Here is a 25,759-nt window from a genome sequence, read left to right on the forward strand (position 1 = left end):
GTAGTATATACTTAATTCAATTCGTTGAAGGAGGGAGTCTATATAGAGAGTCGCAATTCACCATTTCGCTCTGACTGTTGCAAAAAATGAATATGGTATGGTAATTGCGTTGTACATTTTTACGATAAGCTAAACTAAAGGGTGGCGCACATTGAATGAAGGCTAAAATTCTATACTTTTTATTATTAGTTTCTGTAGGAGTAAGTGTTTCGCTGTATGTATTAACGAATTATGATTTGGTTGAAAAGGGAAGTGTAAGTAGTAACTCAGATTCACTAGAATTACCAGCAAGTGAACATGTTATAGAAGAAGAGAATACATATGGATCAGATGCAACAAACGAAATAGTTGACAAGAAACCCGAAACAGAACCAGCTGATACCGAATACATCTATTATTTAACAGATGATAAAATCATTGAGGCGATCAATGACGGAAAAGAAACGGATGAGGTGTTTCGTGAGAGTTTTAAATTACCTTTATTATCATCGACCAGCAAGGATAGTACGTTTGAATACATGGATGTTTTTATCAACACACCGTACAGATTGGTGACAGCACACTCATATAATCAATATATGTTGTACGATAAGACGGCATCTATTGATGATGTTATGAGCTTGATCAACTATAATTCTATTTCATTTGCTGCTTATGTGCAGAGAGGAACGGCTAGGATGCTAGCTACCGAATTGATACAGGACGGAACAGTCATTGAATCATATAAGATTAATAATACGGTGAAAGGAGATATGAAGATGATCTATTTTTCCGTAGATGCTATCGATTTCCGGGAACCCGCTATTCTGAAAATATTCGAAAAAAGCAACCCTTCAAACTATTCTGAATATCAGATTTCTTTTGAGGACCATGTTAAATAGAGCTTTATTGGAATAGTGAATGTAGAGTAGGTGGCGATGCTGGTAAGAAAAGGAGCTACCGATATGAACAGATTTCATTGCCCTTGTTGTGGCTATCCCACACTGGAGGAAAGACAAGGTTGGGAGATATGTTGTTTATGTGACTGGGAAGACGATGGGCAAGATGATCCGCATGCAGATGAAGTTTGGGGCGGACCCAATCAAGACTATTCACTTGCGGAGGCTCGTGAGAACTTCAAAAAACACTACATCATGTATAGAGATAAACAAACCATTTTAAAACAAACGGATAAAGAAGTTCAAACAAAGAAAAGATTAATTCATGCATTTGAAAAGCTTAGAAGCGCAGATAATAAATCTGCACAACAAATATGGCAGGAAATCGATTCCTTCGAAAAGGAACTGGATGATATTGTTCACGAAAGAGTAGAACGTTACAGCAACAACATAGAGAAGAATCAAGAGATTATAAACCGAATCAACTCCGAAAACCCTGACACAATCGTAAATGGCTTGTTATCTCTAGCATTAAATGCGGATGATGGAGAGTTCGTACAAGAACTGATGGTGCCATATACTCGGCATAAAAATGAAAATATAAGAGGAATAGCCATTCTTTGTTTTGGCCATATCGCAAGAATACATGGGGCAGTGAATAAACAGTTGATTATTCCACTTATCCATGATGCATTAAGAGATGAGAGTTCATTGGTTAGAGGACATGCTGATTCAGCATTGGATGATATAAATATGTTTTGCAGGTAAGTAACTTGGAAATCGTAGAGAGGGGCGCTGAACCCCTCTTTGTTTCTATTATCGCGCTTGTTATATCTATTCTTGAAAAATCATTTTTGTGATATCATTTCTAATCCGTTCCACATTGGTCGTTGATAAATTGTTCAACATGATGATTGTAATCCTGTCATCGACATAACGGATGATCTCATTTTTGAATCCAACAATACCGCCGCCATGATAGACTCTTCTCCGATTCTTACCTTCATCTACAAACCAACCATAACCGTACCCAAAGCCATGGGGAGTGAATATTTTTTTGAGGCTTTCCTTTGTGACTAATCTCTCTGTATACAATGACTGGTCCCAATTAAATAGATCTTCTGTTGTAGAATAAAGATTTCCACCACCAATGGGAAAACTCATATCAATATACGCCGCATTAACGATATCATTATCGTATTCATAGCCCTGCGCCCTGTTAGGTATAATTTTCCCATGGTTATCGCAGCCTGAATTTTTCATTCCCAAGGGTGAAAAGATGTGTTTACTTAAAAATTGTTCATAAGTAAATCCTGTAATCTTTTCTATAATGTACGCCAGTAAAATATAACCTGAATTACTATACTGGAAAGTAGAATTTGGAACAAATTCAGGTTGTAAATCCGTGATCAAATGAACTATTTTCTCGGTTGTCGTGGGTTGCTTCATTAATTCTTTAATATTAGGGAGTTGTGTGATGTTGGGAATCCCAGATGAATGTGTTAATAAATGATGCAATTGAATCTGAGCACCGTATTTATACGAGGGTATGAACTTGGAGACCTGATCCAACACGCTTAATTCACCTTGCTCTTGAAGTATCATGATAGCCATTGCTGTAAACTGTTTAGTTATTGATCCAATCCTGAACTTTGTCTCAGTTGTATTCTTCACTTGGTGCTCTCGATTGGCATAGTTATATGCACGATTAAACCATATTTTATTATCCTTGGAGATCAATACACTTCCACTGTATTCTTCGTTCTTTTCCAAAGATATAAAGAAATCATGAATTTGGCTTTCTAGAGTTCGCAATGATTCATCCTCCAAGTTCCCAATTTGTATCTTTGATCATATAGTCATTTATTGGAAAAAACAAGTCTTATCGTTTTTTCACCAGTGTGGTAAAATAGAACGAGGAGGTCTGTAAAAACCTCCGACTAATAATTGAGATATAATGACGGAATAGTCAGAGACGAGCACTGGAGAATATCTCTTTCTGGCCCTTTAATCGTTATCATATACATTCAATAATAATATACTTACAATGTATTGATTATTACTCACCCATTGACTATATATCCCTCCATTTTCCTCAACAATTCTCGTGATATTTTTAATTCCTATGCCTTCTTTTAGTCTTTTTTTACGAGTTCTAATCTCGTTTAAGTCAAATACATTCGAAATTTCAATTAGTAAGTTTTTATTGAATTGTTTAATGATAAGGGAGATTTTTCTCTCATTTGGGTCATCTAGACGTAAGACTGCACTTAAAGAGTTATCTATTAAATTTCCCAGAACTATTGCAAGAATATCGTTATCTAATTCAATCTTTTCAGGAAAAAAAGATTCAATATTCAAAGATACTCCGTTCTCTTGAGCCACAGTCTTTTTTTGATTAAGTAGATAATTTAGTACATAGTTGTTAGTATAAAAATTGTTGATATAATGAAGCTTATTTACTGATTCCTGAATATATTTTTCAGCTCCGCTAATATCTCCTTGGCCTAACATCCCCGATAGAACGATGTATTGATTTTTCAAGTCATGCTTGATTGAATATAACCTAGACTGTGAATGTTGAAGTTGTTTAAAAAAGTTTAATTCTGATTCATAAAAATGTTTTTCTGCTCTCGTTTTCTCAAGTTTTTCGAAGGTGCTTCCAAGGGTAAAATATAAGTATAGTATGCATATATTTATAATAATGAATAAAATGCTTCCATTAACATGATATTCCTCTTTCAGGTTTGCTACAGATGTTCCTAGGATCAGTAACGATATTAATGGTGTCAATATTAAGGTCATCAACAATGCGATATTTAATATTTTTCTTAAATTGTTTTGCTGTAAGTAAATGATCCTATAAATAGAAATGGATATTAGTTTCAAAATTACTGAAGAGAAAACCATTGAAAATACGAGAATGAAATTAAATTCAAATATTCCTGATAGTGACATTTTCCTTAAAAAAAAGAGAGGTAAAGAGTCACATAGTGAAAAAGTTAAAACTAGAAAAGTTAACTGAATAAATTTTTTCTTTGTTTCAAAATTATGTTTCTTAATAATGAATAATAATATAATAGCGGACATAAGATTCACCAATAAAAATGAATTATGAAAAGAGAATAAGCATAATAAGATCATCGAATAAAAAAAGAAACATAATAATAGTTTCGTCATGATTTTTTTTGAAAAAATGGTTTTGCTAGACAACCAATAATTAGTCAAAAATAAATTAATAAAAAAGTTAAATAAAATTGTAGTAGTATCGTTCATTACATAAGTTCTCTTATTTTCATCAAAATTTGCTTTTTAGCGCTATCAATAAATTTACGACTCATGGGTATTTCGACAGTTCTCGTATCATCTAAGTTAGCAGTAATTGAATTACTGCTAACTTTTTTTATATGTCTGGCATTCACAATATAAGAAGTATGAACTTGTACAAAATGATCATTGATTTTAGACAAAAGTGCATTGGTTTGAAGAAGTGTTTCATAAGTATCAGAAGCGGTATGAATCAGAACCCTTCTTTTGTTTTTCTCGAAGTATATGATCTCGCTGTGAGATAGACTATAGAAAATTTTATTGAATGTGAAAGTGAATTTTGAATCGTCTATGTTTAAATAATTTATAGTTCGATTTAAAGCAGGATATAATTTGTCTTTTGTTACAGGTTTTAAAATATAATCGAAAGTGTTAACTTTAAAGGCTCTCTCCATATACTCATTGAAACTTGTTACAAAAATAATTGGACAAGTGAGATTATTTTCTCTAATGGCCTCTGCGATTTCAATTCCAGATATATTGCCAAACTCAATATCCAAAATAAACAAATCATATGTATTCGATTTGAGGAACTCAATTAATCTAAAAGGATTATTAAATACATCTATTTCAAATAATGAAGAATCATATTCTAAAATCAAGTTTTCAATTACTTCTGCGAGAACTGGAACATCATCACATACTGCAACTTTTAACAACGTTAATACACTCCTTCAATAATGTGAACTGCAAGAGATTAATTTGGGAATATACAAACTACCATCAAAAATTTCATGTAAATCTTCTGAAAAGTTAGCTTTCAAGTCTCATTGGATAAATTCGATTCTATTATGTTTGATTGGAGTCAAACTGTAAATTAGGATTTTTTTTCCTTGGTAAAATTATTACACTACAATTGAATAAGTGTCAATTATTACATGTATATTGCATATTGTTACATTGATTATAAATTTTTTAATAAATAGTATACTATGAAATTACAAATAGATTATTTACTTTCTGTTTGTAAATGTATGTAACAAAAAAATATGATAATAAGGAGGTGGAAATCAATGAAAAATGTTTACTCCAAACCAACAATCGAGAAAGTAGCTGGTTTTAAAGAGTCTACTAAAGGTTTTTTTGCCGGTAAGTGGACAGATGTTTTTGGCGGTAAGGCTATCGTACGCATTGAGTTCTAAGATGGAATAAATACTTAATCTAGATTTTTTAAAAAGTGGTCATTGGACAATGAGAGAACGTCCAGTGACCATTATTTATGATAATAAAAATTAAATGAGAGGGTGGACTACTATTAGCATGTTGTTAAATGATATGGAAAAATTAAGCTCTGGTGGACTGCTTTATCAATTACATATAAAAAAAAAATGTGATGTTATGATTGTTTCTCACCAAAAGTATGTTAAGTACACTGATGGAGATATGGAAATTTATTGTATGTCTACTGAATACTCTAATTTTTCTGATTATGTTAAAACACATGAAATTACCCAATTGGCATTGATGATACAAAAAAAAATTACTGAGGGTATTTTTGTTCTGGTTAATAGTCAGGAAATAATTATAGGGGGTGCTTTGTTTGATACCTCTCTATGTTGGAGTAAATTAGATGGCACGATGGTTGTTAGTGATTCGGCCTGGAATATAGCACAATATTTTAATTTAGATATTTCAAAAGCAGCAGTTGCATTAAATCTGATAAGTAGTTTGCCTTATTATCCTTTCCAAAATGTACCCATGTGGGAAAATATAGAAAAAGTACAACCGTTTTGTGTTTTGAAAAATGGAAAAAATCAAACTTTCGAAGAAGTTAAAATTTGGGATGCACCTGGTTTGAACCATGACATGGATCTGACATTGAAAAATATAAGAGAGGGCTTTCTTGAGGTTATAAGAAGCAGTAATCGTTATGCCAATGTATCAGCGGATCTCTCTGGAGGTGTTGATTCGGCATCGGTTGCTTACCTTCTAAAGTTTTGTGATACAGATGTCAAGTTATACCACACAAAAACAGATAATAATTGGAATAGTGACTCTAAATGGGCTGCTTCGTTTGCAGAGGATATGAATACACCTCTAAACACGCTCTCATCTTTAAGCGAGTCTGGTAAGAGATATGATAGCAATACACCATACTCAGGATCAAAATTACCCGACCACCCAATTTTTTGGGCAGATACAGAGGGATATGTTGAAAAGATCGTTAGTTTAAACGAAAATCCCGGGAATTCAATTCATTTTACTGGTCTTGGTGGTGATGAATTGTTTACACCTATGCCAGCTTATGCCTGGACCCTAGTAAGGCAAAATAAATTAAGGAGTTTATCACTTGGCTTTAGATACTGCTTAATTTCAAGGATATCTTTTTTAAAGGGTATGTCTGATCTCATGAACAATATGCCTTTTAAGGAAGCAATAAAATCAGAAATAGGAATCCGATTTGGATACAATAGATCAAACAAAAAGGAATCGGCGTTGGATTGGTCCGGAAAAATAAATGTTCCAGCATGGATTAACAAAGACAGTCTTTCTTTGAGTTATAAAGCGGCAGTAAATGCTGTAGATAAAATTTCTGGAGGTCTTGATTCTGACCGTTCTAAACATCAAGCACTAGAGTCACTGCTGTTTCAAACACGTGTAATTGGTCAACTTAACCTGATTTACGGGGAAGAATACAAATGGAAATCTCCATTTTTAGATACAAAAATCATTGAATCTGCACTATCGATACCTATGCAGCATCACTTAAAGTCAGGGATAACTAAACCCATGCTTCATGAGGCTACAATGGGGATTGTTCCCCGTGAAGTTTTCACTCGAGGCTTTAAAGGAGATTATTCAACAGCTTTATATAGGGGCTATAAAGAGGCAGCGAATGCAATTATTTCTATCGTTAAAGATCTTAATGTTGTCAAACTAGGGGTTGTTGATCCAGACATACTGGTCTCTGAGTTATCTATGCCATCTGCTTTACACAACCGAATTATTGATTTTGAGAGACTATGCGCTGTGGAACGATGGCTCAAGAATACAATTGATTTCAACAAAAAAAAAGCAAAGGTGGTTAAGTTGTGAGAAAAAGAGGAATAAATGTTAAAATTATTGAACAAGAGAACGGGGCTATGGTTTTTGATAAAAGTATAGGGGTGTATTTTCAAGTAAATCATGTGGGAAAACTTTTATTAGAAGGATTAATTGATGGGAAATCGAGAAATGAATTAGTGGAAAAATTGGAAGAAACTTTCGCTCTAGAGAAACCTAATGCAGAGAATGATGTGGATGAATTTCTTTCTATGCTAAGAGAGGCGGGAATAGTGTAATGGACGTAGCACTTTTTTCAGAGAAACCAAAAAAAGTGTCAATGAAAATGAGACTCCTTGCCCTACTAGCAATTCTGATATCAGTGCCGTTGAATTGGCTTAGTCCAAATAGAATCGAAAAGATATTTTCTCGTATAACAAAAAATAAACCATCAGCTTCAGAGAAAGAAGTTTTAGAAATCCGTGATGCAGTATGTACAGTAAGCAGAAGGTGTAGAAGTCAAGAGGGGTGTCTGAGGCGTTCTATTGCTGTTGTAGTGGCAGCGTGGTTAAAGAGAAGTTCTGCAAGTTGGAATACAGGATTCGCTTTAGAACCTTTTAGGGCTCATGCATGGGTTGAAGTAAAGGGTAAACCTATTGGTGAGCCGGATGAAATTAGCTTGTATACTAAGGTTATTAGTGTGGCAGCTCATAGTGAGGAGATGCCTAAAAAAGAAATAAAGTCAGCACCTGAAAAAGTCCAAGAAGAGAAGGGGAAATCAGAGCATCGAAAATCAAATTTGAGAGAATTACTTGCTTTAGCTAATGGTTATAAATTAGAACTGTTCCTAGTAGTCATACTAGGTATTATTTGTGCATGTCTAACACTTTTGCAACCTAACCTAGTGGCAGATTTAGTTCAGCAATACAGTTCGGGTTTTGTAGTGAATTCAACTCTAATTCTTCTTGTGATTGTATTAGCAGCTTCCATGATTCTTACTACTATACAATATTATTTGTTGCAGAAGATCGGAGAAGGCGTTGTTTTTGAAGCACGGAGTAGTGTAATAAGTCATTTGTTAAAACTTCCGATAATTGAATATGATAAAAGAAGTGTAGGAGATTTAATAAGCAGAGTAAGCGGTGATACGTCTAGACTAAGAATGGCGCTGATTCAAGGGACAATTGCTTTCACTAGCGGTTCCTTTATTGTAGTTGGTGCTGCAATTGGTCTGGCGCTAAAGGATTTGGTTTTATTTTTAACTGCTTTATTTTGCATATCTTTAGCTTTTATTGGGATTTTTATGATGAGTAACCTTATACAAAAGTCTAGCTTCCGTGTACAACAAGAACTTGGGAAACTTAGCGGTATGATCGAGCGTGATTTACACGCAATCAGAACTATTCGTTCTACGAATGCTACTTTAGCTGAAGAAAATAAGATTAAACTACAGGCAGATTATTTAAGAAACTTAGGAATTCGTTTAGCAAAAATACAGTCATTTATGACACCTATTTCAAATATGAGCTTACAGATATGCGGTTTGATCGTCCTAGGTTTTGGCGGGTACCGTGTTTCTATAGGATCCATGTCTCTTGCAGATTTGATTGCTTTTGCTCTGCTACTTTTTATAATGATAGGACCATTGACTCAAATATTTGGAGCTTTTTCCGGGGTTGGAGAATCACTCGGAGCTTTTGCTAGAATTAAAGAATTGTTAGATCTTGATTTGGAAACATCTAAAGATGATAATCCTGCAAAAACATCCTATCCCAACTCTTCTAACGAAGATGGAATGGTTGTTTTTCATAAAGTTAATTTCGGGTATAACAAGTTAGATTTTGGAACGGATATAATCTCCCAAAATGATAATCTCATACTTAGAGAGATAGATCTGCATGCAGAGTTTGGAAAGCGAACGGCCATTGTTGGATCTTCGGGTGCAGGGAAAAGCACTATCTTACAATTAATAGAAAGATTTTATGATCCAGATAGTGGACATATTTATGTGAACGGAAAAGATTACCGAAGTTACTCTCGTGAAGATCTTCGGAAACTTATCACATATGTGGAACAGAATGCTCCTATTATTGCAGGAAGCTTACGAGAAAACCTTTTGTTAGGAAACCCTACCGTAACTGAAGAAAAATGTTATAATGTTTTAAAAGAGGTAAATCTTAGCTACCTGATAGAGCGATCTCCTGAAAAGTTAGATATGATTATTGGAGAATCGGGCACGACTTTATCAGGAGGGGAGCGCCAACGATTAGCTATGGCTCGATCTCTACTATCTGATGCGAAAATTGTTCTTTTAGACGAATTAACATCCAATTTAGACAGTTTAAATGAAATTGGAATGAAGAAGGCGATCGACAAAATGAGAGAGAATAAAACAGTTATTGTTGTTGCACATCGTCTATCGACAATAGTTGATTCCGATATGATATATGTTTTGGAACATGGAAGAATTATCGGGTCAGGTAGCCATAACGAGTTGTTGGAGAGAGTTCCCTTATATAGAAAATTAGCTAAAGAGCAATTCCTTGACAAAGTTATTTAAATATATGGTGATTGGAGAGTGATTACTGAGAATTCTATTTAAGAATAACTTGAAATAGGATGCTATAAATTTTCGCTCTTTTTTTTTTACTTGCAACTGGAATTCTATTCTAAGGAGGCATTATATTGGTGAATAAAGAAAATAAAATTTTAATATCAAAATTATATAAGAAACATGGAGAGAGACAAATACTGAATAATGTGTCTTTTGAAGCGAAGGAAGGAAGAATCACAGCTTTTCTAGGACCAAATGGTGCAGGAAAAAGTTCAACACTTCGTATTTTGTTAGGACTTGATAATTCAACTGGATCAGCAACTTTTGGAGGACAAAAGTATGCAGCATACGATACTCCTTTGAAAGTTGTAGGAGCAGCTTTTGACGGGGTGGGTGGAGCTCCTTCTAGAAAGGTGAGAACTCATCTGAAAATTATAGCACAAAGCAATAACATTCCTAAGGACCGTATATCAGAGGTATTGGACATCGTTGGCTTATCAGATAAAGGTAATGCTAAATTAGGAACTTTATCACTAGGTGAAGGACAACGACTTGGTCTTGCAGCTGCACTTTTAGGAGACCCACAGTATCTTGTCCTAGACGAACCAACTAATGGACTGGATCCAACGGGGATTCGTTGGTTTAGAAAATTTATCCGCCAACAATCAGATATGGGAAAAACGGTGTTGTTGTCTTCACATATTCTTTCTGAAGTGGAGGCTGTGGCGGACGATGTAGTCATTATTAATCATGGGAAAATCATAACTACTGGTGAGATCAAGGATGTTATGAAGGACTTGGAATCATTGGAAGATGTATTTTTTTCTCTTACTGAGGGTGGGGTATAGTATGAACTCTTTTCTTAGAAGCGTAAGATTTGAACTAAATAAGATTATTTCCATGAGATTGTGGTGGATTATTTGTGTAATCGCACTTGGATTTCAACCATTAAGTGCATTAATAGCAGCGAGAAGCTATCTTAAAATTGGTTTAGATGCCACGCCAGAGACTCAACCAGGTCTAGTAAGTGCCTTACCCTCTTTGGATTATTTAGGTTTTGAATTAGCTCCTTTTGGTGTATTGCTTATGATTGTATTTGGGGGTGTGATTGGAGGGAGTGAATATCTACATCATCAACTACGTACAACATTACTTTGTCAGAGTAGTCGGGTTAAGGTGTTTGGTGCGAAAGTACTTGCAGTGGCAGTCTGTGCTCTATTTATTTCGAGTATAGCCGTTTATTTAACGATCTCTGTAATGCATCTCACCTTAGGTGATCAGGGGCTGCATCCCATTTTTTTGAGTCCGATAGCATGGCAGTATATCGGTTATGTTGTTCTAGATTGGATTTTACTTACTATACTTTCTTTTGGATTAGGCATGGTCTTTAAAAATGCTATAGTACCCTTAGCTTTTTTGATCCCGCAAGTCTACAATTTAGGTCTATACTTAGCCCAAAAATGGGAATGGGGGATATATCTTCCTGTGGCAGCGGGTAATCTTCTCTTTGCATCACCAACAGATCCTTTTGAGCATGATCCTTTAAAAGGGGTTGTTATACTTCTGTTATGGGTGATTGTAGCTTTATCTACTTCTTATTACACTTTTATTCGTAGTGATGTAGGGGGGAAATATTGATGTATGCTGCGTTACATAGTGAACAGACCAAATTTTTTTCATTTGGATGGTGTATTTTAGGTATATTTGGAGCGGTTGTTGTCCCTCTTTGCTATCTACTAACACTAAATGTACCCAAGACTGGGGGAGAGAAAGAAATTCTCTCTCTTTGTTTGCAAGCCCTCTATTTAGGTCACCCAGGTGTTATTTTTGCTAGTGCAGCCTATTTTGGCCAAGAATATTCGAATTCTGCGTTAAGAACAACACTTCTTACACAACCATCTAGGCTAAAAATAGTATGTGTTAAATTTCTAAATAACGTGTTAATTATAGTAATCACAGGAGTAGTTACCAGTGTAATTTGCTTATTTGTTCTTTACATTCAACATGATATGAAACTGTCTTCTGTCTATGAATTGATGATAACTGGAAGTTTGTCTGTGAGTATAATTAGTTGGGTTCAGATTGCTTTAATTACTTCAGCCATATCTGTAATTACAAAATCACTTATAGTGCCTCTTGCTATAATGCTCCCTCTTATGTTGGGGCTTAGTCACATGTTTTTTTCAATTAGTCAATCAGCAAAATTTTTACCGACGCTTGCTACAATGAATTTTTTCTCTATACCTGAGTCTAGTGTTTTTCTAGATAAATGGTCGGGATTGGGGATTCAATTTTGTTGGGTATTACTCATGGTAGTAATTGCTACTTTACTATTCTCACAACGTAGTATTCGTTAATTATACCAAAGTAGCGTATAAATCAATGTATCCAATATGTTACTGGAGCAGTCCAAACGAGGGGTAGGAGTTCTTTCCTACCCTTATTTGCTATACCCGCAACCCCAACAACAATCTATACTCCATTCGACGTTCCTTTAGATAATCTTACTACAAAAATATTTGACGCTACCCGCGGCTATTTTTTATTATTTTATATGCTCATTTTTACAATTGACGCTGTCCTTCTATACCACCACCACCTTGCTGATTTTGATCAAACTTAAAGTTTTCTTTACAATCCACCAAAGCTCCCATTTCGCATGCTAAAATACGGAAGAAAAAACGACATGATTCGCCAGTGTGGTGGTCACCATTCGAAGGAGAAGAAAGGTGGCTTAACAACTTCAATCCATAGAGTTAGTAGCTTTAGGGAATCCATGCTGACTCGCTTGGAAGCACTCCACTCGTAATATGCAAGACTCCTGCCATTCCTGCGGTTTCCAGTGATTCTAGAGGACGCCCGTATCTTAAAGTAACCGAAAGCCCCTCAGCTCGGGTGCTCGAATGGATACTGGTGTCCCGAACGTGATGAACGCTGTAGCTTGGACAATGCCATGTTATGTAAAGGTTACCCCCGCTTGATCCCTACGTCCTAGCGAATATGAATCACATGAGATCAGTGACCCACATGTGGTTCACTGATCTTCATTTCGATTGTACATGTTGATCTGTTTGGTCAGAGAGTGGTTAGACAGCGGTAGAGTATTGCAAGTTTGCGATGGAGGGACTTCTCAGTTTTTTTAAGTCTGATCTATACATAGAAGGGATGAATGAAAGTGAAAAAAGTAATAAGACAGGGGTGGAAGGTAAGTTCGCGGATACTGGTTTGGTTGCTGGTCATCAGCTTAGTCATGTCTGCTATTCCTGTATTGCCAGAGCAGTCTGCAGCAGCAGCTGACCTGCCGATGCAGCAGACAACATTAACCAAATCTAGTGAATTCCAGGATGTGAGTCCAACAGATTGGTTCTACGATGCAATCACCAAGGTACAGGAGAAGGGCATATTTAGCGGTACGACCGCCAGTACCTTCTCGCCTAAAGGCACGATGACACGTGCCATGTATGTTACAGCACTCGGACGGATGGCCGGGGTAGATACAGGGGCGTATACGACTTCGAGTTTTGCCGATGTTCAGGTAGGTAGTTGGTATACGCCATATATTGAATGGGCAGTACAGAAAGGCATTACCGATGGTACAGGCGCAGGTAAATACTCGCCGAATGCCACCGTATCCCGAGAACAAATGGCAACAATGACGTTGCGGTATTTGGAAAGCGAAAAGATTCCTTATCAGACAGGCAATCCGATCACGACAAAACCCGCCGATCTCGCTAACATTTCGACTTGGGCAGCGGAAGCCGTTGTGAAGCTGTGGCAAGCGGGCGTGTTCACGGGTGATGAAAAGGGCAATTTTAACCCACGTGTGCAAGCGTCCCGCGCGGAAGCGGCGGTTCTGTTCATGCGCAACAATGCGGTCGTGGAGGCGTGGAGAAGTCAGAATCCATCGACGGTTACCCCTACACCAACGCCGACAGTAACACCGACTCCACAACCAACACCAACGGTGACGCCAAATCCGAATTCAACGCCAAGCCCTGGAGGAAACAATAGTGGCAGTGGCGGAGGAGGTGGAGGAACACCTAATGACAACAATGGTGTTGGAACACCAGGAGGCAACGATGGTGGCGGAACGCCAGGAGGAACCGGCGGCACGGATAATAAGACGTATACACTTACTTTCGATAGCAACGGAGGTACGGCAGTTAAAGCACAGAAGGTCCGCGGCAACGAAAAGCTAACGAACCTGCCTGTGCCGATCAAGGAAGGTTACATCTTCCAAGGCTGGTTTACCGAAAGTGATCTCTCGTCTATCTTTGCGGAAGGAAGCACGGTAACTGCAGATACCAAGCTGTATGCAAAATATACAGATAGCGTGGAAAATGCCGTACAGCAGACGCCGAGTTACTCTGTCTTGAATGTCAAGCCGGACTTCATTATCACGCTGCAAGATGCTTCGGGCAATTTGTCAGCAACGGATGTCCAAGCTGGACTTACATTTATTGACACAGCGAATCCCGATTTTGCAGGAGTAAAAGTCACGGGAGGCAACGGTCTCTTCACCGTCGCTTCCGCTGCTGAAGACGGCAAGTTTGTTGAAGGTAACACGTATCAGCTGACGTTGACGGATGAGAACTTGTCCTTCCAAGGCCAAGACGCAACCACAAGCATTTATGTGTTCAGTGTTGCCAAGCAAGAAGCCATGAACGTTCCGCTTAATGCGAATATGATCTATCTAGACTTCCAAGAAGTCACGGATATGATGCTAAACGGTGCAGAGGTGGGTTCACCCGCAATTCCAGTTATCACTACAACAGTAGGCGGTAGCGGGAACTCGCTTGGAAAAGCGAATGCAAGCGGAGGTACGTTTAAGTATGACGGTAGTACCTCGATCCAGGTTGGTGATATCGTAGCAATCTATCAAGGACTTCGCCCGGATAAACGTACAGTCAATACGACTGATGCGGATAATGGGGATGTGGCCTACATCCAAATTACAGCGGTGAATGGAACGACTTATACTTATGGACGAGCTAATGCCGATCAAGTGATGTTCAGACCAGATGTATTGCCAGTTAGCACAGAGGCGGATACAGATGGTGATCCGGACAACAACTCCATTACAATCAAACACACCGATATGAACTATAGCGACAGCCTGTATGAACCTTTTGGATTGAATGAGCTGACTACAGTCGATGTGGGCGATTTTATCGGATTTTATAGAGGAGAATTCGCCGCAGAAGGTTCCGGGATTACTCATTATGGGCGCATTACATCAATAACACCTGTAGCAGAGATGGATATTATCACGTATGAGAACGTCACGATTAAAGACATCGAGAATGCCTTTAATATCTATCAGAAGCAGGCCATTGACGGCGATGATCTGTTATCGGACAAACAAATTGCACAACTTGAAAAGCAGATCGAACAGCAAGCAACCGCCAGTGGATTCGTCAATAAAGCCGCAGATTACCTTTCCAATTTGGCAATGGAAACGGAAGAACTGAAGGGCATCCAGAAGATTAAAGCTCAGTCCTCTTCCAGTAAAAATAGTCGAGTAAGCGTGGAAAATCTGGAAGTTGTTGCGTCGCTAGGTACACAGTTGAAACATATTAGCGGCCGGAGCTCAGGGGTGAGCGCAACCTTGCAAGTGAGTGCTGATATCGTCGTAGATGCTAATGAAGAGAATGATCTCGTCATCCATATGACGGGTGCTTTTGTTCAAGAGATGGGGCTCGATCTCGGCATTAACGGCGATATGCAAGGGCATTGGCTGAAAGCGTGGGGGATTCCTTACTGGTATAGCATTGATGATTATGTGATCACCGCGAATCTCGATGCTTATAGCTATACCGGCATCAATATTACCGCAGAGATAGGTTTTGTCGAAGTTGATAAGTTAGAAGCGGCATTAGACAATTGGTTGGATGCCAAGACTTCCGGCAAGTTAAGCCAAGTGCGAGATATCGCAACCGAGATCAAAGCCATCATGAATGGTGTAGATGATAAAGATGCGATGGATGAGCAGAAGCTGAAGGAACAGTATCAAGAGATGCTGGAGGATGAAACGGAATGGGTAACGCTAATCAAGAAGACGCTTATTGAAAAAAGCAAGCGAGTGGCTTACGGAATCATCGAAGTCAAATTCGAAGCAGAGTTTGTTGTCAGCGCTCAAGTGAATCTGTCCATTGGAGCGGATTTCTATTATAAAAGCGCCAAGCGTTACTCGGTGACTTTGCGCATATTAAGTTTTAGCGGATCGAGCAATACGGTAAGCTTGCCGGGGGACGGGGACTACCAGTTTACCTTCTATGTCATGGGTACAATAGGCTTACGAGCCGGTATTCATATGGAGCTCAAAGCAGGGATTGGTAGTGTTGATTTGAACAGCATCGGGCTCGCCGTCGAACCCGGGGTGTATGTGAATCTATGGGGTTTTTTCTACTATCAGTTGAAGAATGTGAGCGGGGTACAGAGCAGCAAAACGTTAGGTGCCTTGTTTATAGAAATTGGAATTTATTTGGAAGTTGAAATAGGTGCTCAATTGGGTGATGGGATGCTAGAAGATAGCCTTCCACTCTATGAGAATACGTGGCCGCTATATACAGCGGGCATGCAAGAAAGCATCGAGGACTTTGCCTACCCGCAGGATGATGAGCTTGGTTTGATCTTTAGGGGAGGGCCTGGCGGGGCCAGCATTATAGATTTGCCACAATCATGGCTCAAAATGAAAGGTTTCGATCTGAAAACAGGTATGGACATCCAGGAAATATTTGATATTTCGCATTTTGACATTCAAATTAGCGGCGATTTCATCTATAACCCGGAGAAGAAACAGATTAGTGTGAAAGACTGGAGAAAACAATCAAGTACAGGAATGCTGGTAATTACTTGGAAAGCAGCACCTCTATCATTCAAGCCCACTGCGATCAAGCGTACCATTCCATTGAACTGGATCAAGAATAAAGATGGTGACATTTCGATCCAATTCAATCCAACGAATGGAGAACCAACCGAGACCGTAACGGCGGCCTTTAATGCAGTACTCACGGTGAAAAACAAAATTCCTAAAAATCCAGGATACACGTTCGATGGTTGGTATACGGCTAGAGTTGGTGGTACCAAAGTAGACATTCCGAATCGGATGCCTGCAGGTTTATCCTACCTGTATGCACATTGGAAAGTGAACACCGATACACCGTATAGAGTTAATTATTATTTGATGGATCCAAATGGTGGTAAATCGCCAACGCTTGCAGATTGGGAAATGCAGTCAGGCACAACGAATGAACTTGCTCGTATCACCACTGACCGATACAAGGATCATGGTTATATGGAAGGTACGACACAAGGGATTATTAAGGGAGACGGTTCAACGATTTTGAACGTTTACTTTAAGCCAATCAGTAAGACGGTGACTTTCAACTTAGGTTATGAGGGTGCTTTAGAAAAACAAATTACCGACTTGATCTATACGAATATCGTAAGTCGAATTCCGGTCCCATCAAGACAGGGGTATAAATTTGCAGGATGGTCACCGTATATGCCAGTTACGATGCCGACAGAGTCTACGACTTTTACGGCAAAGTGGACAGCCAAGGATGACATGCCTTACAAAGTCGTATACCTGAAGCAAGATATTGGACAACCAACGTATACGGTTGCAGATACGGAAACGCGTTACGGTACAACCGATACAAAGGCAACACTGCCTGTCGAATCCATCAAGTCTTACGAAGGATTCACTGTAGACACAGCGTTTCCGGGTACTGTGCTGGAAGCCAACATTGCGGGCAACGGTACAACGATCCTAAGAGTGTACTACAAGCGTAATATGTATAAGCTGACAATGGATTATAAAGATCAAAGCACACCTAAAAAGGTAGTCGAAAACGTACCGTATGGATCAACGACTTCAATCCATATTGGTGATCCGATCTGGCAAGGCCATCAATTCAAAGGATGGTCGCCTGTTCCTCAAGCAACGATGCCTGCGCAGGATGTCGAGTATACGGCGAAGTGGGACATTGAACAATACACCGTCAGCTTCAATAGTAATGGCGGAGCGGAAGAAGTGCCTGATCAAATGTTGGATTATGGCGGAGCGGCAAGTGAACCAGAGCCTCCATCCCGGAAAGATTATACATTTGGAGGTTGGTACAGCGACAGTGCGTTGACGAAGCCTTACAATTTTGCGATGCCAGTGGTGAGCCCGACTACACTGTATGCGAAATGGATGAGCAGTTACACGATTAGCTTCGACAGTAATGAGGGATCAATGGTGCCTGACCAGACGGTTTACGGGGGAGAGAAAGCCGTAGCACCAAAATCGCCAACAAGAGCAGGATATGTGTTCGGAGGTTGGTTTAGCGATGCAGGTTTGACTAAAGGCTATAACTTCACGACCGAAATCATGAAAGGCAATATTACACTGTATGCAAAATGGACAATTGCTCAGAAAAATGAGTATCGAGTGCGTTTCTACGATGGCACTGCGATAACAGATCAGCAGGTGAAAGAAGGGGGCGTAGCAGAGGAATTTGCTCCAAAACCAAGAGAGGGTTATACATTCCTGTACTGGAGCCCGAAAGGAAACACAAGCAGGGCATATGATTTTACGAAACCGGTCAGTGAGAGCTTCGAATTGCACGCCATGTTTAAAATAAACGCTTATGAAGTGGATTTTATGAGTGAGGGCACGAAGGTGAGCAGTCAATCCGTGAATTATAAAGAAGCGGCCAAGGTTCCTTCAACGCCAACGAAGGAGGGTTACGTATTTAAAGGTTGGTATACCGATACGACCTTGACGAACGCATACAACTTCGGCAGTCAAGTCGTAAGCCCTATTACGCTGTATGCGAAGTGGGTGCCTATGTTCACGGTAAGCTTCGATAGTAAAGGCGGTTCGACAGTTAATAGCCAACAGATGGAGTACAATGCCAAGGCCGCGACACCTGCATCCCCAACGCAGGCAGGCTATGTATTCGGTGGTTGGTATAGCGATGAAGGTTTAACGGATGCCTACAATTTTGCATCGCCAGTGACGACAAACGTTACGTTGTATGCGAAATGGACACCTTTATTCACAGTAAACTTCGACCTTAAGGGTGGGGCACCAGTAGTCGATCCGAAGACCGTGGTCGAAGGAAGTTTAGTTACGACCCCTGTCGAACCGGTGCGGGAAGGTTATGTGTTTGGGGGTTGGTACAGTGATGAAGGTTTGACCACCGTGTATGATTTTGCAACTCCGGTGACGTCAAACATCACGTTGTATGCAAAGTGGAAGGCTCTGTTCACGATAAAGTTCGTTGCAGGTGTTGACTCTACCCCACCGCTTCCGAAGATCGTGATAGAGGGCGATGTGGTTCATGCACCTGACCCATCTGAACTTCCACCATACCCAGGGAATATAATCTACGGATGGACTAAGGATTTTACAACTAAAATTCCTTACGATTTCGAAACACCGGTGACAGGGAACTTTAACTTGATTGCAATGTGGAGTCAGATTTACACGGTGAATTTCGAGACTAATGGTGGTTCAGCAGTAGAGACTCAGATTCTCGGTAGCAAAAATTTAGTCAAAGTACCTGAACCTCCGACAAAGCCAGGATTTGTGTTCGAAGGATGGTACAAAAATTCAGGTTTGACCGTTCCTTATGATTTCGGGCAATTTGTCATAAACGGAAACACTACACGTACCATATACGCAAAGTGGACTGAACTCTAATAAATAGTTTGACTGAAACATGAAAAGTTAAATCAAAAGCCGATTGCTCTGAAACTCAGTGCAGTCGGCTTTTTGTATCATGTCATGGCTAATCACAGGAGTTTAAAAATCTCCAATGATCTTTACAATTGGCTAATATACCTTCACGTCCGTTCCAAGCACGGACTTGTTCTGCACCGAATTGCCGGACAGATATACTTTCTTCAGATTGGGCAGCTTGCTTAAGGTTTCCACAGTGGAAATGGCATTGTTCTCGAGATGGAGTTCTTCAATGGCTTGCCATTTGCTCATAAATCCAAGTGAAGCCAGGTTGCTGTCTTGCAGGGTGAAAGAACGCAGCGCAGACAGTTTGGAAAAGTAAGGCATTATCTGGTCAATTTCACTAACGGAGGTATTATTGATGTTAAAATAGGGCTCCTCTAAGGTCAGATGCTCAAGTACTTTGTTCTCCGCTCCTGCCTTTTGTTCGAAATTCAGCCTGCACTCCGAGCATACTAGCGATTTTACCTGCTTCAAACGAAATAAGGCATCACTTTCACTGTACAATGATGAATCATTAATGTTTAGTTTTTGTAAGCGAGATAAACTGTTCAGCGAGCTGAGTTGAGTGATTTCACTGATTTCCCAGAGGGAGAGTTGTTCCAGCTTCGGAAATTTGCCTAGGGCTGCCAGATTTAACTCCCCGCTTCCGCCACGGAGTGTCAGATTGGTTGTGGCAGGTGCCTTCAGCCCGGAGAGGAAGGAGCCAGGGATTTCTACCCTTCCTGCATTGGGTAATGTCAGTGCTTCTGCATTCTCGTAATAACCGGACAACGTTAATTCCCGCAATGAGGATAGACTATTTATGGCCTTTGTTGAACTAAGCTTGCTTAAGGAAGCCAGGCGCAGTTTGGTAATCGAGGTTTTACCAGCTAACGGTTCCAGACTGGAAAAGTTTAAACTCTCGATGTCCAGCTTCTGTAGAGCAGGCATATTTTGCACAAAGTCTATGGATTTCACGTTGTTTAAATAGGAAAGCTGAAGTTCTTGAAGCTGGGTTAACGCATATAACGGCTGCAAGTCTGTAGTTTCACTGTAGTTGATGGATAAGGATGTCAGCCCGGTCATGGACGACAACCATCCCAGTTCATTGACAAACGTGAGCGACAGGGACTTGAGCGGCAGTTTGCTTAACAGGTGAAAATCCGTTATGGACTCATCGACATAAGTAATCGATAAAGAGTTCAGGTTAGGAAACTCCAGCAGTAAGGCTAGTTCCTGATTGCTACGAAGCTGGGTAGTCAGGTGCGTAATTTTAGATTTGTCGCCAAAGTAGCCGGAAAACGAATTAAAGGATTCGTTAAAAGCGCCACCATAGCTTTTCAGTCCGGACATATGAGCAAACGTGGTTTGATCCGTCTGGGCAATTTCATAGGTTCCCGTCAGATCGAGTGCCGTCAGTCCCGTAAAGGCTTCAAAATCTCGCTGGTCAATCTCCTGTGTGTTCAATTTCTTGTCCTGAGTAACATAAGTGATCTTTTCAGCCTTTTCATCACTGAAGGGATCGGAGAAGCTATAGGTAAATTGCCATTGGTCACTATCCAGATAATCTACGGTCAGATAGCGTACACGAGCGAGTTCCTCTTCTGTCGGCAAGGCAGACCCTTTATCAAAAATATCTCGCAAAAAGGAGAGCAGAACTTCGCTTTCCGGCATCTTGCGTACAGGCAGATTGGCTTCTGTCTTCTGAAGCGTGGAACTTGTACTCGAGTAAAGGTAAGCACCGATGGCACCCGATAGGACTAACATCAGTATTAGTAATAGCCTTACGGAGACGTTCGGCTTTGGTGCTGCCTTAGGAGGCGTTCCGTGGTAATGATTAATAGTTTGGTCTACATAGTAGACATTATTTTGCTTCAACAAAAGCTCTGTCTCACAGTACGGACACTTTAAAACCTGCCCCTCCTTGTATTCAATTCTTCCGTTGCAATTGGGACAGTTTAACGGAATAAATGCCACGAATGCCTCCCCCTTCATGATGATGATTGTAAGATCATATTGAACTGATATCTGATTTAATTTAGAGCTTATATTTGATGAGCCTTCTCTAGAGACTACTGATGTAGCATGACTGGCTCACACTATAGTTTATCGTTCTGAAGTGTTACGTTCAATAAGATAACGAAGTTTCACATAGAGAAAGAGCAGGGGGGACCTGCTCCTTTGTGGTCTATTTTTATATTTGAACGAGGATCGTTATGATGGTAGTCATCATTAAATGCCCACTAGGCGATGGATGTAATCGGATGTTTAACGTGCATAGGATAGAGATTATCACCATGGGTTTTTACAAATAAGCCATCATTGTTGATTGAACTTATTAGTTCCATACCATTATTTTCATCCGGGGTAAAATGAAACGTTACTTTCTCGGTATCTGCATCAGCAATTTTATTCACAATATCTCTCATATTGATTTCGTTTAAGCTGACAACATCGAAGAGGTCGATACTGCTGTTTTCTTTCTGATAAATAACGATGACCTTTTCGTTTTCCAAATAATAAATATCATTATTAAACACATTCAAGCAATAAAACATGAATATGCCAGGAGTATGATCGGTTGCAAACCGCTTGGAAACAGGCAGTCGTTGCGATGCAAATTGCTGAATAAGGTGTAAGTCCTCTGCGTCAGTTACATCTAGTTTCCGCAGGTTCGCAGATTCTAATGGGGTAGCTGTACAATGAAAGTCCATTGAAAATAAATGTTCTTCTACAGCTTTGAACCCAAACTTAGGGTAGAAATCAAGAACGGATTCATTGGCGAAAAGGTACATGAGATCGTACTTGTTTTCGTATTCCTCCAGAATTTTGTTCATTAGACTTGCAGATAGACCCTTCCCGCGGTAATCGGGATGTGTCATTACCGTGCCAATTTGAATTGCTTTTTTCTTCTCTCCGTGGATGACCAGTTCTAGGATATTCACAGATGCATTAGCAACAATCTGATCTCCAGCTACAAACGAGAAAGGGATGTATCCTTCGCCCCAGCAACTCTGTTGGTACCAATTTTCAAAATGGATATCGAATGTACTTGCAGCGAGTTCGAAAAAACTTTTTCGAAGTGTATCATTGTTTTTATAATTTTTCGTAAATTTCAAATTCTGCATGGTATGTTCTCCTTAGCTTTTTTCTATGTATATCAATAAGCCCAATTACTCTTACATTTCTACCAGATATTATTCGACAAAAACGATTAAACCCCTTCATTCCATATCCTCATGTTATGTTAATAACATCTTTGATCACCATCCCAAGTCCAAGTTTGGTGTGTTATATTGAGGGAGCAACCATTCATTCATTACCATTACATAACAGGTGGGATGTAAGATGTTCTTTTTTGTTACATTACTCGTGTGTTTCATTGTATTCATGTTGCTGACGTCGTTCTTCAACAGGAAACATAAAGTGCTGATTTCGTTCGCCAGTGCTCTTGCGGTGAGCATGTTACTTCAGGTGTTGGAGCAATTTTATCTGAGCAGTATTTTGGTGGCGGCATTCCTGGTTTACTTTATCATCGGAAATATCAATATTCTGAAAAGTAATCAACTGAAGCTGAGCTTGGCGATATTATTCAGTACATCGATCGTAACGCTCGTACTTTCTTTTACATATTTTAATCAAAAGACAGCTCCACCAGATGCCGAGATTCTTAGAGTCATGTTTATCTATTATCCGTTGCTTATTATATTCATCGCGTGTTATGCCTATATGCTTCTTAACCTGTTTAATTTTAAAATATTGCAGGCGACCAATCCGCTCCTGTATATATTGAATAAATTTCGTGCGTGGCGGCGGATGATGCACATGTTCTGGATTATTTCACGCAAAGGTTTGGCTCATTTGATTCAGCAGGATCATGCCAAACTGCCATATGTTATTGCTGAGGTACTGGATAGCATGGGTGGTGTATTTGTGAAGTTTGCCCAGGTGTTATCGACAAAAAAGGACATGTTACCTGTAAACTACATCCAAGCTTTCTCCAGTTTACATGATCAGGTGAAACCGCTAAGCCCACAGGAGCTGAAAGCGATTATCGACACCAAAATCGGCAATATGGATGAAACATATGAATCCTTTGGCATGGAACCCATCGCAGCCGCTTCGATTGGACAAGTTCATCTGGCGAAGCTGAAATTGGCGGGAGAGATGGTTGTTGTCAAAATTTTAAGACCTGATGTGAAGCAGAAAATGACGGTCGATTTGGATATTTTAATCCAGTTTGTATCATGGCTATCCGAGCGCTCTGTCAAAATCAAAAGACTTGGATTAATTCAGCTTGCTGAAGGGTTCAAACAGAATTTGATCGAGGAAACGGATTTTGATATCGAAGCCTTGAATACGAATCTGATTCGCAAAGCATTCGAAGAACACAACATTCGTATCCGTGTCCCCGAAATCTATTCGGAGTATTCGACGAAACAGATTTTAACTATGGAATATATCGAAGGAACCAGCTTCACGAAAGCGGTGACAAGCGATGTTTCGGAGAGGGTCATGCACGCATTTTTGGATCAAATTCTAGTGATAGGTATCTTTCATGCAGACCCGCACCCCGGAAATCTGATGCTGACCGTTGATGGAGAGGTTGCGCTGATCGACTTCGGTTCAGTGGGCTACTTAACAGATGAAGAACGAGGTGGGATGTTAAGCTTCCTGATGGGGTACAGCAATCGAGATACGAAAGAGATGGCGTATGGTTTGACACGAGTTTGTGAGGATGGGCATTTGCTGGATGAAAAGTTGATTGAACAGCGTCTGAGCCGACTTTTGTCCGAAGCGTCTTTCTCACCAGACCCGACAAGTGTCATGATGAAACGAATGATGTCCATGATCACGGAGATGGGGATGTCATTAAAACCTACGATTGCCGGAGCATTCAGAGCCATCATTACGTTGGATGGGACGCTGTCATCTGTAGATGATACGTACTCTTTATCCGCAACCAGTCAATCTTACGCAACTTATATGGATAAAGGACAAGTAGTCAAAGAGCGTTTGACAAAGGTCAAAGAGCAGATTACGGACTACATTCCGAAGTTATTGGAACTGCCTATTCTGAAGGACAATAAAATTATGATTGCCCGTGAGGAAAATCATTCACTGCATGATTTTATGGGCACTCTGACAGTGGGTATATTCACGGTAATCTGTATGGTCGTCATGCTTGCTAGCTTTGTGGTGCAGGGGGAAGCGATGCGATTTTTACTTGCTCCGTTATCTATATCTGGTTTTGGCGTAGGCATGATCATATTGATCATGGCTGTAATTAAACAGTTGAAACCGAAGGTGTAAGTAGGATGGAGAATGAGACAGAATGGAGTCTATAGCATGTCCGTATCGATAGATAAGGCAAGGGATTTTGTATATGCTAAAGGTGTGCTCTGGGAGCAAGCGTTATTTAGTTATCTTTTTGATGGCGGCTCGGTTGAACGACTGTATCAGTGCCTGCTTTGTTACAAAAATGCGGACGGCGGGTGGGGGCATGGTTTGGAACATGATATTAAATGTCCGGACTCGCATCCTCTTGCGCTGGAGTTTTTATTGACGATGGGCAGGGATATGAATCTGTCGCTGACCGAGGTGTTGATGGGTACGGTGAATTGGGTTGAACGCAATAGAAATGAAGATGGTTCTTTGAAAAATCCGGATTCCTTACATAAGTATCCCCATGCTTCATGGTGGAGTGATGGTGGGCAGTCCACACCCGATTCAATTACAGGTAATTTGATTAAACAGGGGATTTGCTCCGCTTCCTTAGCTGCATCGACATCAAAGTGGGCGAAGTCTAACCTCACGCTAGAGCACATTCAGGCCAATGATTGGCTGTTTATGGCGTACCATGCTCATGACTACTATCTCAATCTGGAAGATACCCCTGAGAATAGACCTTTTATAGAAGCAACGATCGATAATATTCTGAAATGTGCTCAAAGCGCAACGGAGAAAAATCAGTTTACTCTTTTCCAATTTGCTAATTCACCTGACACCAGAGTTGCTCAAGTCATGCCCAAGGATTTACTGAATAAGTTGTTAAATGATCTAGAAAACTCACAACGGGAAGATGGTGGCTGGAGTGATGAGCATGACTTGAAGCATTGGCAGGCGTATAATACGATTTTTACGTTATCGGTGCTGCGCAATTACGGAAGGTTGTAGTTCGCTTTAATCAGACCTCAAGCTTTTGAATTGGGGTCTTTTTGCTTTATTTTTTTTCATCGGAAAAGCAGTTAGGCCGTAACTCTATGGAAAATGAAGACGTCATATTATAGAGGAATAAACGCC

General features: G+C 39.8%; 18 protein-coding genes. 12 read left to right on the forward strand and 6 right to left on the reverse strand.

The features are described 5' to 3' along the window. The first annotated feature begins 155 nt into the window (after positions 1 to 155). Together H7T88_RS10745 and H7T88_RS10750 are read left to right on the forward strand one after the other, a co-directional pair. Positions 156 to 881: a hypothetical protein gene (locus H7T88_RS10745; protein ID WP_221788396.1), complete on the forward strand. Its 726-nt coding sequence runs from the start codon at positions 156 to 158 to the stop codon at positions 879 to 881. 63 nt (positions 882 to 944) lie between these two features. Beyond that, a complete protein-coding gene (locus H7T88_RS10750) occupies positions 945 to 1,646 on the forward strand; it encodes a CPCC family cysteine-rich protein (RefSeq protein WP_221788397.1) in 702 nt (233 codons plus the stop codon). Between the two features lie 66 nt (positions 1,647 to 1,712). On the opposite strand, the gene H7T88_RS10755 is transcribed toward H7T88_RS10750, so the two are convergent. The 3 genes from H7T88_RS10755 to H7T88_RS10765 all read right to left on the reverse strand — a co-directional run bounded on the left by H7T88_RS10755 (position 1,713) and on the right by H7T88_RS10765 (position 4,864). Continuing rightward, entirely contained in the window at positions 1,713 to 2,693 is a 981-nt protein-coding gene (locus H7T88_RS10755) for a serine hydrolase domain-containing protein (protein WP_221788398.1), read from the reverse strand. Positions 2,694 to 2,885: 192 nt separating this feature from the next. Next, positions 2,886 to 3,968 carry a sensor histidine kinase gene (locus tag H7T88_RS10760; RefSeq protein ID WP_260510829.1) on the reverse strand — a complete coding sequence of 361 codons (1,083 nt, stop codon included), beginning with the start codon at positions 3,966 to 3,968 and terminating at the stop codon, positions 2,886 to 2,888. Between the two features lie 185 nt (positions 3,969 to 4,153). Then, on the reverse strand, positions 4,154 to 4,864 hold the full coding sequence (locus H7T88_RS10765) for a LytR/AlgR family response regulator transcription factor (protein ID WP_221788400.1): 711 nt from the start codon (positions 4,862 to 4,864) through the stop codon (positions 4,154 to 4,156). A gap of 354 nt (positions 4,865 to 5,218) precedes the next feature. Between H7T88_RS10765 and H7T88_RS10770 the strand changes: the two genes are divergently transcribed. The 7 genes from H7T88_RS10770 (at position 5,219) to H7T88_RS10800 (ending at position 12,098) form a co-directional block, all read left to right on the forward strand. Beyond that, positions 5,219 to 5,347, forward strand: a complete 129-nt coding sequence (locus H7T88_RS10770; RefSeq protein WP_221788401.1) for a lasso RiPP family leader peptide-containing protein — start codon at positions 5,219 to 5,221, stop codon at positions 5,345 to 5,347. Between the two features lie 133 nt (positions 5,348 to 5,480). Then, positions 5,481 to 7,241 carry an asparagine synthase-related protein gene (locus H7T88_RS10775; RefSeq protein ID WP_221788402.1) on the forward strand — a complete coding sequence of 587 codons (1,761 nt, stop codon included), beginning with the start codon at positions 5,481 to 5,483 and terminating at the stop codon, positions 7,239 to 7,241. After that, positions 7,238 to 7,486 carry a PqqD family protein gene (locus tag H7T88_RS10780; protein ID WP_221788403.1) on the forward strand — a complete coding sequence of 83 codons (249 nt, stop codon included), beginning with the start codon at positions 7,238 to 7,240 and terminating at the stop codon, positions 7,484 to 7,486. Before H7T88_RS10775 ends, H7T88_RS10780 begins: the two co-directional genes overlap by 4 nt. After that, positions 7,486 to 9,747, forward strand: a complete 2,262-nt coding sequence (locus tag H7T88_RS10785) for a lasso peptide biosynthesis B2 protein (RefSeq protein WP_221788404.1) — start codon at positions 7,486 to 7,488, stop codon at positions 9,745 to 9,747. The genes H7T88_RS10780 and H7T88_RS10785 overlap by 1 nt, the downstream gene beginning before the upstream one ends. A gap of 128 nt (positions 9,748 to 9,875) precedes the next feature. After that, on the forward strand, positions 9,876 to 10,589 hold the full coding sequence (locus tag H7T88_RS10790; RefSeq protein WP_418792670.1) for an ABC transporter ATP-binding protein: 714 nt from the start codon (positions 9,876 to 9,878) through the stop codon (positions 10,587 to 10,589). Between the two features lies 1 nt (position 10,590). After that, a complete protein-coding gene (locus H7T88_RS10795; RefSeq protein ID WP_221788406.1) occupies positions 10,591 to 11,379 on the forward strand; it encodes an ABC-2 transporter permease family protein in 789 nt (262 codons plus the stop codon). Continuing rightward, positions 11,379 to 12,098, forward strand: a complete 720-nt coding sequence (locus tag H7T88_RS10800) for an ABC transporter permease (protein WP_221788408.1) — start codon at positions 11,379 to 11,381, stop codon at positions 12,096 to 12,098. Before H7T88_RS10795 ends, H7T88_RS10800 begins: the two co-directional genes overlap by 1 nt. A gap of 207 nt (positions 12,099 to 12,305) precedes the next feature. Here the strand turns inward: H7T88_RS10800 and H7T88_RS10805 are convergent, their stop codons facing one another. Then, positions 12,306 to 12,488, reverse strand: a complete 183-nt coding sequence (locus tag H7T88_RS10805; protein ID WP_221788410.1) for a hypothetical protein — start codon at positions 12,486 to 12,488, stop codon at positions 12,306 to 12,308. A gap of 428 nt (positions 12,489 to 12,916) precedes the next feature. Between H7T88_RS10805 and H7T88_RS10810 the strand changes: the two genes are divergently transcribed. Continuing rightward, positions 12,917 to 19,435, forward strand: a complete 6,519-nt coding sequence (locus H7T88_RS10810) for an InlB B-repeat-containing protein (RefSeq protein ID WP_221788412.1) — start codon at positions 12,917 to 12,919, stop codon at positions 19,433 to 19,435. Positions 19,436 to 19,567: 132 nt separating this feature from the next. On the opposite strand, the gene H7T88_RS10815 is transcribed toward H7T88_RS10810, so the two are convergent. Together H7T88_RS10815 and H7T88_RS10820 are read right to left on the reverse strand one after the other, a co-directional pair. Beyond that, positions 19,568 to 21,223 carry a leucine-rich repeat domain-containing protein gene (locus H7T88_RS10815; protein ID WP_312027605.1) on the reverse strand — a complete coding sequence of 552 codons (1,656 nt, stop codon included), beginning with the start codon at positions 21,221 to 21,223 and terminating at the stop codon, positions 19,568 to 19,570. Positions 21,224 to 21,699: 476 nt separating this feature from the next. Then, entirely contained in the window at positions 21,700 to 22,584 is an 885-nt protein-coding gene (locus tag H7T88_RS10820; RefSeq protein WP_221788416.1) for a GNAT family N-acetyltransferase, read from the reverse strand. Between the two features lie 220 nt (positions 22,585 to 22,804). On the opposite strand from H7T88_RS10820, the gene H7T88_RS10825 reads away from it, so the two are divergent. Further along, complete coding sequence (locus tag H7T88_RS10825; RefSeq protein ID WP_221788417.1) at positions 22,805 to 24,769, forward strand: ABC1 kinase family protein; 1,965 nt, start codon at positions 22,805 to 22,807, stop codon at positions 24,767 to 24,769. Positions 24,770 to 24,805: 36 nt separating this feature from the next. Further along, positions 24,806 to 25,633, forward strand: a complete 828-nt coding sequence (locus tag H7T88_RS10830) for a prenyltransferase/squalene oxidase repeat-containing protein (RefSeq protein WP_221788418.1) — start codon at positions 24,806 to 24,808, stop codon at positions 25,631 to 25,633. Positions 25,634 to 25,759 lie beyond the last annotated feature (126 nt).

Origin of the sequence: Paenibacillus cucumis (ex Kampfer et al. 2016), assembly GCF_019748695.1 — a bacterium.
In the GTDB taxonomy this organism is placed as follows: Bacteria; Bacillota; Bacilli; order Paenibacillales; family Paenibacillaceae; genus Paenibacillus; species Paenibacillus polysaccharolyticus.

What these genes read in the sequence shown, in the direction of transcription:
- H7T88_RS10745 (WP_221788396.1), top strand. Translation starts at nt 156, where the DNA reads ATGAAGGCTAAAATTCTATACTTTTTATTATTAGTTTCTGTAGGAGTA.
- H7T88_RS10750 (WP_221788397.1), top strand. Translation starts at nt 945, where the DNA reads ATGAACAGATTTCATTGCCCTTGTTGTGGCTATCCCACACTGGAGGAA.
- H7T88_RS10760 (WP_260510829.1), bottom strand. Translation starts at nt 3,968, where the DNA reads ATGTCCGCTATTATATTATTATTCATTATTAAGAAACATAATTTTGAA.
- H7T88_RS10770 (WP_221788401.1), top strand. Translation starts at nt 5,219, where the DNA reads ATGAAAAATGTTTACTCCAAACCAACAATCGAGAAAGTAGCTGGTTTT.
- H7T88_RS10775 (WP_221788402.1), top strand. Translation starts at nt 5,481, where the DNA reads ATGGAAAAATTAAGCTCTGGTGGACTGCTTTATCAATTACATATAAAA.
- H7T88_RS10785 (WP_221788404.1), top strand. Translation starts at nt 7,486, where the DNA reads ATGGACGTAGCACTTTTTTCAGAGAAACCAAAAAAAGTGTCAATGAAA.
- H7T88_RS10795 (WP_221788406.1), top strand. Translation starts at nt 10,591, where the DNA reads ATGAACTCTTTTCTTAGAAGCGTAAGATTTGAACTAAATAAGATTATT.
- H7T88_RS10800 (WP_221788408.1), top strand. Translation starts at nt 11,379, where the DNA reads ATGTATGCTGCGTTACATAGTGAACAGACCAAATTTTTTTCATTTGGA.
- H7T88_RS10815 (WP_312027605.1), bottom strand. Translation starts at nt 21,223, where the DNA reads ATGTTAGTCCTATCGGGTGCCATCGGTGCTTACCTTTACTCGAGTACA.
- H7T88_RS10820 (WP_221788416.1), bottom strand. Translation starts at nt 22,584, where the DNA reads ATGCAGAATTTGAAATTTACGAAAAATTATAAAAACAATGATACACTT.
- H7T88_RS10825 (WP_221788417.1), top strand. Translation starts at nt 22,805, where the DNA reads ATGTTCTTTTTTGTTACATTACTCGTGTGTTTCATTGTATTCATGTTG.
- H7T88_RS10830 (WP_221788418.1), top strand. Translation starts at nt 24,806, where the DNA reads ATGTCCGTATCGATAGATAAGGCAAGGGATTTTGTATATGCTAAAGGT.